Source organism: Mesorhizobium sp. ES1-4, from assembly GCF_020164745.1.
Classification (GTDB): domain Bacteria; phylum Pseudomonadota; class Alphaproteobacteria; order Rhizobiales; family Rhizobiaceae; genus Mesorhizobium.
The window spans coordinates 16865-29959 of the sequence record NZ_JAIUGV010000015.1 but is presented as its reverse complement, the minus strand read 5'-3'; the positions used below and the strand labels follow the sequence as shown (position 1 = coordinate 29959).

Below are 13095 nucleotides of genomic sequence, written 5' to 3'. Positions count from 1 at the left end.
CTGGAATTGCTCTAATGCAGGCCCCGCCGGGCACTGCCGAGCTTCTCGCCCTCGGGCACCTGAGTGGAGTTCTGCTGTCTCTCGGCCTCGCGCAGCCTGTCGGCTGGCGTCGGCGCGCTCCTGGCGATCATGGCATAGACAACCGCGAAGTAGCCGGCCTGGATGACCACGGCGCAGATGATGACGCGCAGCAATGTCGTGCCAAGCGAAGCCCCACCCAGCCACGACCAGCCAATGACGATGGCGAGCGCGAAAAGCATCCCGATGATGAATTTTGGAAGCGACATACCCAACAGCCCATAAACCGGCTCGGGTCATATCCAAAGATAGCCCCACCCGAGCGCCGTCCCTTGTCATGCGGGCTTGTCAAGGCACCCGCTGCCGACCGGTTGCTTCCGGCCTTTCAACCTGTCGCCACCATGACAGGTATAATTTGCAATTCTATTAAGGCGAGCAGAAGGCGGCAAGGGCAAGCACACATATTTTTGACTGAGCTTACGCCATCGACTCTGCCATGCTGCATCGCACACGATCGCATTTCACTCAACCTGCAGCCATCGCAAGTTCCGAGTACAGTCTATAATATTACGTAGTATTTTATGTTAATAGTTTCGAGCATGAAACACACCTAAAGCACTAATATGTTTCATTCCGCGAGCCAGAGAACGCACTGCCCAAGATTCGCCCCAAAAAGGCCCGGAATTTTTTAGATTTGCCCATTTAATGTCACAAATGTGCTAAAAATTCCGAAATTTGTGCAAGGCAAGCTTATTATTTAGTCAATTCATGACGCGACCATTTCAATGGCATGGGAAATTGTGTGTTGCGCTGCAGCATTTTTTTGATATCGTGCGGTAAACCATTCGTTCAACGCATGGAGTTTCCGCATGAGGGATATTGCCAAGTCGGCCACGGCGGGCTTTTCGCAGGCTGACACCGACTTCCCGCCGCCGATCGGTGGCCTCATCAAGCGGAGTTTCGACATCGCCGGCTCTCTGGCTGGACTGATCGCGCTTAGCCCGCTGTTCATCATGATAGCATTGCTCGTCAAACTCTCCGATGGTGGATCGATTTTCTACGGTCACCGGCGAATCGGGCGCGGCGGGCGGCTGTTCTCCTGCCTCAAGTTCCGCACCATGGTTCCGGATGGGGACAAGGTGCTGGCCGCCTATCTTGCGACCAATCCAGACGCCAATGCGGAATGGAAGGCGACCCGCAAGCTGAAGAACGATCCCCGCGTCACCCGCGTCGGAGCGGTCCTGCGCAAGCTCAGCCTCGATGAATTGCCGCAGATCATCAACATCCTCCAGGGCGACATGAGCCTTGTCGGGCCTCGCCCTGTGGTCCGCGACGAACTGGAAATCTACGGAAGCGCGGCCGTCTATTATCTGAAGTCCCGGCCCGGGCTGACCGGCCTGTGGCAGGTCAGCGGACGCAACGACGTTTCCTATGACAGCCGCGTCGCGTTCGATCGCCATTATGTCGAGAACTGGTCGCTATTCGAGGATGTTCGCATCATCATCAGGACCGTGCCGGCGGTCTGGATGTCGCGCGGTTCTTACTGATCGGCCGGGCTGTCAGGCATCCGGCGGCAAGCTCATCGGGCGATGGGGCCAAAACGGATCGGAACGTTGAGTTGAAAACAGACATGTTCGAAGCCTTTGGCAGCGGCCGGTTTTCCGGCCGCTCGCGGCTGTTGGCGACGTGCCTTGCGATGTCGCTCGCTTTTCCCCAACTGGCCGCCGCCGACGATTACCGGCTGGGCTCCCAGGACAAGCTCACCATCCGCATCGCCGAATGGCAGACCGTCGAAAGCACGTTCCGCGACTGGTCGTCGGTCAACGGCCAATACACGGTCGGTCCGGCCGGCACGCTGTCGGTGCCCTTCGTCGGCGAATTGCAAGCGGCGGGGAAGACCACGGCGGAGGTCGCCGCGGCGATCGGCGAGGCGCTGCAACACAAGCTCGCTTTGTCGGACAGACCCGAAGCCTCGGTCGAAATGGCGCAGTTCCGGCCGTTCTACATTTCGGGCGAAGTGCAGAACCCCGGCCAATTTCCCTATGTGCCCGACCTTACGGTGCTGAAGGCGATCAGCGTCGCCGGCGGCATCAGGCGTAACGCCGACTACGGCCCGCAGCTCGGCAAGGACCTTGTCACCGCCAAGGGCAATTTCGATATCTCGGACGACCAGCGCGTCCGGCTCATCGTGAAGCGCGCCCGCATCGATGCCGATATGGCCGGCAAGTCAAGCTTCGACGTGCCGAAGGAGGTCGAGGGCGATCCGCGGCTGCCGACCATCGTCAACGACGAAATGACCATCCTGACCGCCGACCAGAAGGCGCTGAAGCTCAAGCTCGAGGCGCTCGACGATCTCAAGGGCGTGCTGCAGGCAGAAATCGAATCGCTGCAGAAGAAGATCGCCAATCAGCAGAAGCAGGTCGAGCTGGCGCAGCAACAGCTGACCAGCATCGGTCCGCTGGCGCAGAAGGGTCTGGTCGCCAATGCGAGGCTTCTGGATTCGCAGCAGTCCGTCGCCGACCTGCAGGGCAAGATCCTCGACTATGAAACAGCCATCCTCACCGCCAAACAGGCGATCAGCAAGGCGACACAGGACGCCATCGACGCTCGGAACACCTTGAGCTCGAACCTCGCCACCGACCGGCAGCAGACCGAAGCCGACCTGAACGAGGCCGCGCTGAAGGTGAATATGCAGCGAGGTCTGATCGCCCAGGCCAGCGATCCGGCCACGACGGCCGCCATCACCAACGACCAGCAGCCTACCTTGCTCTATTCGCTGGTGCGCAATGTCGACGGCAAGACCAGCGAAATCGCCGCCAAGGAAGACACGCTGGTGCTGCCTGGCGATGTGATCAAGGTCAAGCTGGCGCCGCTGGCCAGCCAGTAGGACGCGGAGTTCGCGCGCGACCCGTCGTCATTGTAGATCCCTGACGCAAGGACTTTTGAACCTCCGCCCGACCTGCCCGGCGGAGGTTTTTGCTGACAGGATCTCCGGCATCGGGAGCCAGAAACGGTCATCGGACCGACATCGGACGGAAGCCGGTACGCGGGACGGAAGCCGGTACGCGCTTTCCTGAATTCCCTACCGAACCCTCATCACTACTCGGCCGCCGCCGGACGGTGAGGCCAGGCTGCCTCTCCAGCCTTCGCATCCGCCGGCTCGAAGGCCGGCGACCGTCGCGTGCGGGCGACCGGTAGCCGTGCCAGCTTGAAGAAGCTGAAATACATCAGGAAGGAGCCCATGATGTAGGGGTTGAGAATCTCGACCTCGACGAAGGAGCGGATAAGCAGCAGGACCATCACGCCGATGAGAACCACCGATTCGGCCTGCCATGTCCTGAAGACCACCGCCGCGATATGGCCGAATAGCGTGCGCAGCATGATCAGCGATATCAGCACCGCACCGGTGAAGCCGAGCTCGACGAGAACCTCGACATAGGTGTTGTGGAAGTGGAAGCCGGTGCGGGTGCTGATGTAGAATTCGTTCCACAGCCGCTCGGCCTCGGCAAAGCCCTGCACCCAATAGGCAGCATAGCCGACGCCGAGGATCGGCGACCGCATCGCGGCGTTCCAGCCCTGCTGCCACAGATAAGTCCGCCCGGTGAGCGTCGAATCCTTGCCGAACATGCCAAGCACGAAATCCATGAGCCCGAGATTGAGCGCGACAAAGGTCACCGCGACGATCATGCCGGCGCCGACCACGAAGATCACCCCGCGATAGCGCCGCGACAAAAGCTTGCTCATCGCAAGAAGCGCCACCAGCGCCAGAACCGCAGGTGTGGAGGCCATCGAGGTGGCGGAATGCGAGGCGAGCAGCACGTAGGCCGAAAGCAGCACGACCGGCACGATCAGTATGAAGCTTAGCCGGCCACGCCGAAGGAATGCCAGGAACACGACGGAGAAATAGATGCCGAGCGAGCCGACAAAGCCGATCTGGTTCTTGGAGGCAAAGGCGCCGACGAAATTGTAGGTGCCGTCGAGGACGTCCGCGGAATGGCCGCCGACCTTCAGCGAGTAGAGCAACACGAAGAATATCCCCACAAGGGTGCCTATCGTCAGGGTGCGCACGCTGACGGTGCGCGCCGCGACGTAGGCGCAGACGATATGGGAAAGGTACTGGACCGCCGTTCTGGCGGTGATGCCGGGCGCCTGCGACCAGAACACGGAGAAGCAGACATAGGCCGCAAACAGCAGCGGCAGCCAGGCACTGGACAGCTGCCGCAGGAACCGCCGGTAATCCACCAGAATGAGCGGAAGCCAGACGGCATAATAGGCCAGGATCACCGGCTGGCCGAAAATGACGGAATAGGAGAACGCCCAGATCGAGACGGCAACGGCAAAGCTGCCATAGACCGAATTCTTCTCGGGATCGACCAGCAGGGATTTGGGAATTTTCATCTCAGGGTCCCGTCAACACGACCCGGGAGCGGCAGGCCGCGAACCAGCCGGCATATCCGCAAACAGGGGCGTACAAGGAACGGCGTCTCCATTGTGCAGTGCAATATAACCTATCTCACCCCTTGCTCAATGGCAAATCCGGTCACCTTGTCTTACAGCGCGGCGACCGCCGAGAGATCGCCTGCCCATCGACAGGCCGGAGGCAACCGGATATGCGCTCCAGGCAAGCCGCACGTGAAACCAACCCGGGACGAGACGGACCATACGGCGAAGACGCGCACTTTTGTGGTCGCCGGTACGCGCCCTCGTCGGCATCCTGCGCGCCCTCCGCCGGCCACTCCTCGCCCGGCAGAGGCACCCGCTGCGGCATCGGGGAAATCATCCCCGGGAAGTGCCCGCATGCCGAACTGGCCACGCTCTGGCGGCGATGGTGGAAGCGCCGCGCGACCAGATCGCCTTGGTCCGGTGTTGGCCCAGACGATCCGGCCGCATGCCGGCTTGAACTCGGTCGGCAGTTATCCTCAAAGTCCCGACGAGCCATCGCATTGCCGGCTTCAGCCACGTTGGACAGGGGGGAATGACATGCCGATGAACTTCGCGGGCCGATTCACCGGCCGGTCAGCGGTGATTACCGGCGGCGCCTCGGGCATCGGGCTGGCGGTCGCGCAGAGGATCGTCGACGAAGGCGGGCGCGTCTGCGTCTGGGATCGCGATCCCGCACAGATCGGACAGGCGAAAGCCGTCATTTCCACCCTGCATGGACTGACGCTGGACGTTGCGGATGCGGCAAGTGTGGAGGCCGCCGCACGATCGACGATCGAAACGCTCGGCGGCGTCGACATACTGGTCACCAGCGCCGCCATTACCGGGCCGAACATGTCGACCTGGTCCTATTCGACCGAGGATTGGCAGAGGGTCATCGACATCAACATCAACGGCGTCTTCTACTGCAACAAGGCGCTGGTGCCGCACATGCTCGAGCGCAACTACGGCCGCATCGTCAACATCGCCTCGATCGCCGGCAAGGAAGGCAATCCCAACGCATCCGCCTACAGCACCTCGAAAGCGGCGGTGATCGGCCTGACCAAGTCGCTCGGCAAGGAGCTCGCCAAGACCAAGGTGACGGTCAATTGCGTGACGCCTGCCGCGGTACGCACTGCGATCTTCAAGCAGATGAGCCAGGAGCACATCGACTTCATGCTCTCCAAGATACCGATGGCGCGCTTCGGCGAGGTCGAAGAGGTGGCGGCGCTGATCGCATGGATCGCCTCGGAGGAATGTTCGTTCACCACGGCCGCCGTGTTCGACGTTTCCGGCGGCCGCGCCACTTATTGAGCCGGGTCGGGCAGTTCCGAACTGGCCCGCGCCATCACAATTCCGCGTGACAAGGCAACGATTGGAGCTGGACAGGCTTATGGCAGCTGACGTCTGAATGGGCGTCCATAGTCGGGTTTGCAGGAGAGCCATGACACGAAGAGAGAGCCCGGCACATGCGGCGCCCCCTGGCCATTGTGCCGGAGGCATGCGATCGACGGGAGCAACAACCACCAGACCGGAGCTTGCGTCATTTGCTTAGAGCAGATCCCGCCGCACTGGCCGAAGATGAGCTTCTTGATCGCTGTCAGAGCGCCGCCTTCGGCTACTTCCTCGAGAATGTGAACCCCGATAACGGGCTGGTCGCCGACACGTCGCGGCCCGATTCGCCCTGCAGCATCGCCGTCGTGGGTTTCGCCCTGTCCTGCTACCCGATCGGCGTCGAACGTGGCTGGATGACACGCGAAAAGGCTGCGGAGCTGACACTGTCCGCATTGCGTTTCTTCTCCGCCAGCACGCAAGGCAGCGGCCATGACGTCACCGGCCACAAGGGTTTTTACTACCATTTCCTCGACATGCGGACCGGCTTGCGCGTCTGGCGCTGCGAGTTGTCGATGGTGGATACCGCCTTGCTGATCGCCGGCATGCTGGTGGCGGGCGCCTATTTTTCCGGTGACAACGACGATGAGGCAGAGATCCGCCAACTGGCCGAGGCGCTTTACAGGCGCGTCGACTGGCGATGGGCGCAAGGCAGCAGTCCCACCTTGCGCCAGGGCTGGAAGCCGAGGAGCGGCTTTCTGCACTATGGCTGGGAAGGCTACAACGAGGCGACGATCCTCTATGTGCTGTCCATGGCCTCACCGGACCGCCCGACCTCCGACGACAGCTATGAGGGCTGGACGGCGACCTACCAGTGGGAAAACATCTACGGCCATGACGTGCTCTATGGCGGGCCGCTTTTCATGCACCAATTCTCGCATGCCTGGATCGATTTCGCCGGCATTCGCGACGCTTTCATGCGCGAGAAAAATTCGGACTATTTCGAAAACAGCCGTCGCTCGACATACCTTCACCGCGACTATGCCCGGCATAATCCTTACGGCTTTGACGGCTACGGCGAGAACCTGTGGGGCCTTTCGGCCGGGGACGGACCAGGCGGTTTCCGCGCCAGCGTGGAGCGACGGCGCCACCGGTTTTCCGGTTATGCGGCGCGCGGGGCGCCTTTCGGCCCGGATGACGGCACGATCGCGCCATGGTCCTATCCGGCATCGCTGCCTTTCGCGCCCGACATCTGCCTGGCGGCGTTGCGCCACCTCGTCGACCGTTATCCGGGGGTGGTCGACAATTACCGGCTGCCGAGCGGTTTCAACCCGACATTGGCCAACCGGCGAAAATTCGGCCGCAACGGCTGGGTCTCGGAAGGCCATTACGGACTGGACCAGGGCATCGTGGTGATGATGATTGAAAACCACCGTTCAGGCCTGATCTGGGAGCTCATGCGTTCCAACCCCCATATTCGTCGCGGCCTTGGCAAGGCCGGCTTCACCGGCGGATGGCTGTCATCGACGGCAAGGCCGGCATCCGGGGGGCGCGATGTCGAGTGAGCCGACGAGAGCCGCCGCCTTTCCCGTCGACCGGCACGACGTCGAACTGATCAGGGGCGCACATCCCCCGCACTGGAAGAACCCGAGCCCGGATGGCCCCTACAATCTCGTTGTCATCGGCGCCGGGCCGGCGGGGTTGACCGCCGCGCGCGACGCGGCGAGCCTTGGCGCGAAGGTCGCGCTGATCGAACGCGGGCTGATCGGCGGTGCGTGTATCAATGTCGGCTGCATTCCATCGAAGTCGATTATCCGCACGGCAAGGCTCTACGCCGACATGCGCGATGCCGAGGGCTTGGGCGGCGATCCGCCGGACCATCTTCGTGTCGACTTTCAACGGGCAATGACACGGATGCGGCAGATCCGGCAGCGGATCAGCCGTGCCGATTCTGCAGCGAGCCTGGTTTCGGAAGGCATCGATCTTTATTTCGGCGAGGCGCGATTTGCCGGCCACGATACGATCACCGTCGCGGAAACGACGCTGCATTTCAAGAAAGCGCTGATTGCAACAGGCGCGCGTCCGGCCTTGCCTGCCATTCCCGGGCTGGTCGAAGCCGGTTATCTCAGCAACGAGACGATGTTCGACCTCACGGAATGCCCGCCGCGGCTCCTCGTCATCGGCGGCGGGCCGCTCGGCTGCGAGACGGCACAGGCCTTCTGCCTGCTCGGCGCGAAGGTCATCCTGGCGCAGAGCGATCCGATGTTCCTGCCCGGCGAAGAGCGCGACGCCGCGCAGATCCTTTCGGATGCACTGGCGCGCGAGGGGGTTGAGGTGCGCCTGAATACCGAAGTGGTGGCGGTGCGTGGGAAAGGCGCAAACAAGCTCGCCGACCTGAGGCGGGATGGCGACACAACGACGATTTCGGTGGACGAGATCATCACCGGCGTCGGCCGTTCACCCAATGTCGAGGGTCTCGGCCTCGAAGAGGCCGACGTGGCGTATGACGCCAACGGCATCAAGGTGGACGATTATCTGCGAACCAGCAATCCGCAGATTTACGCGGCGGGCGACGTCTGCCTCGAATACAAGTTCACTCACACCGCCGAAGCAACGGCGCGCATCGTCGTGCGCAATGCCTTGTTTCGCGGCCGCGAAAGGCTCAGTGAACTCGTCGTTCCCTGGTGCACCTATACCGATCCGGAGATCGCCCATGTCGGTCTCTATCCCCTGGAGGCGCGCCGCAACGGCATTCCGGTCAAGACCTATACAGTGCTGATGCATGATGTCCCCCGTGCGGTCATGGACGGCGAGGAAGAAGGGTTCGTCAAGATCCATGTCAGGGAGGGGTCCGACCGCATCCTGGGGGCGACGGTCGTGGCCAGCCATGCCGGCGAGATGATCAACGCTGTGACCCTGGCCATCCGATCCGGTATGGGATTGCACGCATTGGCCGACGTCATCCATCCCTCCCCGACACAGGCGCAAGGGATCAAGATGGCGGGCGACGCCTACAGGCGGACACGCTTCACCTCCTTGCGCAGGCGCCTGGCGGCGCGCTGGCTGGCATGGTCCAGGCGATAACCCGGCCAGGAGCCGCGATATATGCCGAAATGTTCGCGAATACACGGCCAGGCGCGCGGTGCTTCTCTACCACCACGACGAGGCAGGGATGGCGTGGCGGTTCGTGCAGGCCCCGCGCCACCTTTCTCGCGATAGCTGTCGAGTTGGACAAGCTTGCCGACTCAGGCGTTCTCGGGAAATCCTGCAGTGGAGGAAGGCCCGGATAGCTCTGCGGATTTCAAGGCAGCTTATCAAGCACGACCGATACCGCTATGCGATGGGCAGGATGCGTGCCGTTCGCGCCCACGGGAGTCTGGGGCGGAGCTGGAAGGCATCGCAATATCGCATACGAATTCGCATCGGAGCCATCATGGAACGACCCGACTACCCATCGCGCGCTGGCGCGGACACGGAAAGGCGCACGCTGATCGTGTCCTTCGACCCGGCATTTCCGTCGGTTTCGGGTGCAGACTTGAGAAATTTCAACAATGCCAGCCTTGCGGCCGAGTACGGCCCGGTCCGGCTTGCCTCGATCAGGCCGCTGGGCGACCCGTCACAGCCGTCCGATGCGCGCATTCATGCGGTTGGCCTGACGGTTGATGGAGAACCGCGTTCAGCCTCTCTCGGCTGGTGGAGGATCGCGGGGGAGAACCGTATTCCCCGCACGGCACTGGTGCGGCTGCGGAGCCTGGTGCAAACCTTCAAGCCCGACACGATCGTCGTCGAGGGTACCGGCCTGTTCAAGCTGCTGCGACCTTTGCGCCCGCTGACGAAACACCTCATCCTCGACATGCACAATGTCGAGTCCGACCTGGCGGCACAGCTGCGGCATGTCCGTCCGGCGCGATTCCCGGCGGTGCTTGGCTTCCGACGGCTGGAGAGAAAAGCGCAATCCCTCGTCGACAGGGTCTGGGTCTGCTCGGACCAGGATCGCAAAAGGCTGATGGCCCTTTCCCGGCACAAGGTGCCTATCGATGTCGTTCCCAATGGAATCCCCAACATCGAGAATATTCCGCAGGCGATGCCCATCGAGGCCGCGACCGGCGGCGGCTTTCCGGCAATCCTGTTTGTCGGGCATCTCGGCTATCCGCCGAACGTCGATGCGGCAGAACGCCTTGCAGGCACCATATTGCCCCGCATCCGGCAGATCTTACCGGAAGCAAGACTTACTCTTGCCGGACGAAGCCCGAAGGCGGGCGTGCGGGCGCTGGCCAGATTGCCTGGTGTGGAGCTTGTCGAAGACCCCGAAGAGGTAGCCCCGCTCCTTTCGAGAGCGCATCTCAGCATTGTCCCGCTCAAGGCAGGCGGAGGCACCCGCATCAAGATCCTGGAGGCCATGGCCTGGGGGGTGCCGGTGATCGCGACGCCATTGGCGGCCGAGGGCCTGGATCTGGTCGAGAATGACGAGGTGCTCCTGTCGACCTCCGACGAGCGACTGGCCGAGATGGCTGTCGAGCTCTGCCTCGACCCTGAACGCCGGGCGCGGCAGCGCATGCGTGCGCATCAAGCCGTATGGGCGAGGTTTGGCCCGCAAGCGATCCGCGACACCGTCCGCGCCGGGCTTGGACTGGACGAGGACGGCAAGTGACGATCAGGACACCTCCCATCATATCTCAATGAGCCGCCGATGATCCCGCAGATCCTTCATCAGACGTGGAAGACCGACATCGTTCCCCCACGCTTCCAGGTCTATGCCGATAGCTGGAAGCGTCATAATCCACATTGGACGGTCATGTTCTGGAGCGACCGGATGCTGCTCGACTTCGTGGCCGAGCACTACCCGGATTATCTGCCGACGTTCTGCAGCTACACGAATGGCGTGCAGCGGTCGGATGCGGCCCGCTGCATGCTGCTGCATCATTTTGGCGGGGTCTATGCGGATATCGACTGCGAATGCGTCGCCCCCTTCGATCCAATCATGGACGAGACCCGGGTCGTATTGTGCAAGGAGCCGGCCTCGCATGCGGCCATCCAGGCGGATTTCCGGGGTTTGCCCTATCTCGTATTCAACGGGACGATGGCCAGCCCAGCCGGTCATCCATTCTGGATACACGTGCTTTCCCTGATGCATGGGCTCGCCAGCGCCAAGGACGTGCTCGACGCGACCGGTCCTTGCCTGTTGACCTCCGCACAACTGGCCTATGGCGATCAAGCTGCCCTCGTCATCCATCCATCCGGCCTGTTCGCTCCGGTGACATCGGCCGGGAGCGCTGAGCGCGAGGCCGGCGATGACGAGACGGCGCTTTCGATCCATCACTGGGCCGGCACATGGTGGATCCCCGAGCCGCCACCAACTTGGAGGACCAAGCTGCGCAACCGAGCTTATCGGTTCTGGTATCAGCTGACGCGCGGCTCCTATCTGGATGAGGCCAAGGCGAAAGCCAGCGTCGACACGACGGTTCTGGCGGCGCCGCTGCCTTCAGGCCGAAACGTTGCCATCCTGGTGCCGCTTCGCGATGCCGCCGACCTTATCCAGCCTTTTCTCGATGCGCTGGACGGGCTCGATTATCCCATGGACAGGATCAAGCTGGTCTTCTGCGAGGGCGACAGCCAGGATGGCAGCTGGCAGCGGCTACAGGCCGCAACAGCTGGATTGGCCGGCAAATATCGTGAAATCGTCCTGTTGCGGAGACATGTCGGGACAAGGCTCGACAGGGTGAAACGGGCAAAGCCCAGGATGCAGCGGACGAGACGGGGCGCAATTGCCAAGGTGCGGAATTATCTGATCGATCACGGGCTGCGGCAGGATGACGACTGGGCGCTGTGGATCGATATAGATGTCTGGCGCTTTCCTGGCGATGTGCTGAACCGGCTGATGGCTGCGGGACACCGCATTGCGGTGCCCAACTGCGTAAAGGTAGCCGGCAGCAGCAGCTTCGACCTCAACAGCTTCGTCATAAGACGGCAGACCAAGGACTATCGCTATTATCGCGAGATACGCGGTGGCCTGCACCAGCCTCCCGCGCAAACACCCCACCGCTATCATCTCAGCGATGTCAGGCACCTCGACATCATCGGCCTCGATGCAGTCGGCGGAACCATGCTGCTGGTCGACGCCGCGTTGCATCGCGGCGGCCTTCGCTTTCCCGAAATTCCCTATCGCGACCTGATCGAGACCGAAGCCTTCGGCGTGCTCGCCAACGAACTCGGCATCAGGCCGGTCGGCCTGCCGAAACTGGAGATCCTACACGTCCCGTGGTGAAGCGGAGGCCTGCCGGAGTTCCCGCCTGAGAGGTTCCAGATAGGCCTGCGGCCGCAGGCGGCGCCACAGATAATCGCGATCGGTCAGGTGCGCGACTTCGTTGATCCAGCGTTGCGGCGCTCCCGGATCCAGGACCTCGCGCCAGTCGTCGATGATGATGACAGGCAAACCTTCGTAGAGCGGATCGAGCGGTGAGGTCTTGGTCACCACGATGCAGCCCAGATAGAGCAATTCCCATGTCCGGTGGCAGTCCAGCCCGTTGCCCGTCGTCGAGAGCACCAGCGGATATTGTGAATACAGCTGCCAGATCCCGCGCTGCGATACCCGATTTTTCAGGAAATCGATGTGAGGGCATCCGTCCAGGGCATCGAGCAGTTCCCGACGCTGACCGGAGCCTTTGCTGACCCTGAAATCGCAGAACACCCTGGGCGGCCGACGCTCGGCATCGCCCTGCTGCTCGCGCAGGGTTTCCAGCTGCCGCACAAGGCCTGCAGGCGTTGCAAGGGACCGTGGCGTGTGGAGGTCCAGTCCGATCGGGAAAGGCTTGATCCTGGGATGGCCGCCATCACAATTCTGGCTGTACCACGACACCAGATACGGGCTCGCGAGAAGCCGCTCCACAGTGCCCTTCGCTAAATCCGATGATACCGAGCAATCGCCATCGGTGGTCAACAGGACGAATGGCGCCTTGATGGTCGGCAGGGCCACCCTTGCGAACGTATCGATGTCGCAGTTTCGCGGAATCCTGGCCAGGGTGCTCAGCCGTACCCAGACTATGCCATGCGCGCCACTATAGTGGTCCTGGAAAAAGGCATCGCTCTGGGCCGTTTCGGTCGGCGCGTAGCGATACCAGCCGGGGCCGGCGAAATCACAGAAATGCCCGATCCCTTGCGACCACAGCACTGGAGGAACGCTGAAGAACCTCAGCGCCTTGGAGTACATGGCTTTTTTGCGCTTTGCCCACCGACGCGACATGCCCATCGGCAACGCTTAGCCCAGACGTCGTCATGGCTGCAATGTCCCCCGGTTCCATTCCCACAGGCAATGCGAGAGTCCGCCGG

Annotated in this window: 10 protein-coding genes; 7 read left to right on the top strand and 3 right to left on the bottom strand. The window is 62.1% G+C overall.

What is annotated here, in order from left to right; genetic code table 11:
• Window positions 1–11: 11 nt before the first annotated feature.
• A complete protein-coding gene (locus LB556_RS24650; protein ID WP_224570204.1) occupies window positions 12–287 on the bottom strand; it encodes an exopolysaccharide production repressor exox in 276 nt (91 codons plus the stop codon).
• Between the two features lie 600 nt (window positions 288–887).
• Between LB556_RS24650 and LB556_RS24645 the strand changes: the two genes are divergently transcribed.
• Window positions 888–1565: a sugar transferase gene (locus LB556_RS24645; protein WP_224570203.1), complete on the top strand. Its 678-nt coding sequence runs from the start codon at window positions 888–890 to the stop codon at window positions 1563–1565.
• An 83-nt stretch (window positions 1566–1648) separates the two neighbouring features.
• Window positions 1649–2905: a polysaccharide biosynthesis/export family protein gene (locus LB556_RS24640; protein WP_224570202.1), complete on the top strand. Its 1257-nt coding sequence runs from the start codon at window positions 1649–1651 to the stop codon at window positions 2903–2905.
• A gap of 212 nt (window positions 2906–3117) precedes the next feature.
• Here the strand turns inward: LB556_RS24640 and LB556_RS24635 are convergent, their stop codons facing one another.
• Window positions 3118–4416: an O-antigen ligase family protein gene (locus LB556_RS24635; protein ID WP_224570201.1), complete on the bottom strand. Its 1299-nt coding sequence runs from the start codon at window positions 4414–4416 to the stop codon at window positions 3118–3120.
• Window positions 4417–4998: 582 nt separating this feature from the next.
• On the opposite strand from LB556_RS24635, the gene LB556_RS24630 reads away from it, so the two are divergent.
• The 5 genes from LB556_RS24630 to LB556_RS24610 all read left to right on the top strand — a co-directional run bounded on the left by LB556_RS24630 (window position 4999) and on the right by LB556_RS24610 (window position 12034).
• Window positions 4999–5751, top strand: coding sequence for an SDR family NAD(P)-dependent oxidoreductase (locus tag LB556_RS24630; RefSeq protein WP_224570200.1), 753 nt, complete (start codon window positions 4999–5001; stop codon window positions 5749–5751).
• A gap of 233 nt (window positions 5752–5984) precedes the next feature.
• Window positions 5985–7334 carry a glucoamylase family protein gene (locus LB556_RS24625; protein ID WP_224570199.1) on the top strand — a complete coding sequence of 450 codons (1350 nt, stop codon included), beginning with the start codon at window positions 5985–5987 and terminating at the stop codon, window positions 7332–7334.
• Entirely contained in the window at window positions 7324–8853 is a 1530-nt protein-coding gene (locus LB556_RS24620) for a mercuric reductase (RefSeq protein ID WP_224570198.1), read from the top strand. Before LB556_RS24625 ends, LB556_RS24620 begins: the two co-directional genes overlap by 11 nt.
• Before the next feature lie 349 nt (window positions 8854–9202).
• Window positions 9203–10420 (top strand): glycosyltransferase family 4 protein, encoded by a 1218-nt coding sequence (locus LB556_RS24615; protein WP_224570197.1) that lies wholly within the window; start codon window positions 9203–9205, stop codon window positions 10418–10420.
• A gap of 39 nt (window positions 10421–10459) precedes the next feature.
• The gene (locus LB556_RS24610; RefSeq protein WP_224570196.1) at window positions 10460–12034 is read left to right on the top strand and encodes a glycosyltransferase; all 1575 of its coding nucleotides are present in this window, start codon (window positions 10460–10462) and stop codon (window positions 12032–12034) included.
• Here the strand turns inward: LB556_RS24610 and LB556_RS24605 are convergent.
• Window positions 12017–12976 (bottom strand): hypothetical protein, encoded by a 960-nt coding sequence (locus tag LB556_RS24605; protein ID WP_224570195.1) that lies wholly within the window; start codon window positions 12974–12976, stop codon window positions 12017–12019. The genes LB556_RS24610 and LB556_RS24605 overlap by 18 nt on opposite strands.
• Window positions 12977–13095: the final 119 nt, after the last annotated feature.

What these genes read in the sequence shown, in the direction of transcription:
- LB556_RS24650 (WP_224570204.1), bottom strand. Translation starts at nt 287, where the DNA reads ATGTCGCTTCCAAAATTCATCATCGGGATGCTTTTCGCGCTCGCCATC.
- LB556_RS24645 (WP_224570203.1), top strand. Translation starts at nt 888, where the DNA reads ATGAGGGATATTGCCAAGTCGGCCACGGCGGGCTTTTCGCAGGCTGAC.
- LB556_RS24640 (WP_224570202.1), top strand. Translation starts at nt 1,649, where the DNA reads ATGTTCGAAGCCTTTGGCAGCGGCCGGTTTTCCGGCCGCTCGCGGCTG.
- LB556_RS24635 (WP_224570201.1), bottom strand. Translation starts at nt 4,416, where the DNA reads ATGAAAATTCCCAAATCCCTGCTGGTCGATCCCGAGAAGAATTCGGTC.
- LB556_RS24630 (WP_224570200.1), top strand. Translation starts at nt 4,999, where the DNA reads ATGCCGATGAACTTCGCGGGCCGATTCACCGGCCGGTCAGCGGTGATT.
- LB556_RS24620 (WP_224570198.1), top strand. Translation starts at nt 7,324, where the DNA reads ATGTCGAGTGAGCCGACGAGAGCCGCCGCCTTTCCCGTCGACCGGCAC.
- LB556_RS24615 (WP_224570197.1), top strand. Translation starts at nt 9,203, where the DNA reads ATGGAACGACCCGACTACCCATCGCGCGCTGGCGCGGACACGGAAAGG.
- LB556_RS24610 (WP_224570196.1), top strand. Translation starts at nt 10,460, where the DNA reads ATGATCCCGCAGATCCTTCATCAGACGTGGAAGACCGACATCGTTCCC.
- LB556_RS24605 (WP_224570195.1), bottom strand. Translation starts at nt 12,976, where the DNA reads ATGTACTCCAAGGCGCTGAGGTTCTTCAGCGTTCCTCCAGTGCTGTGG.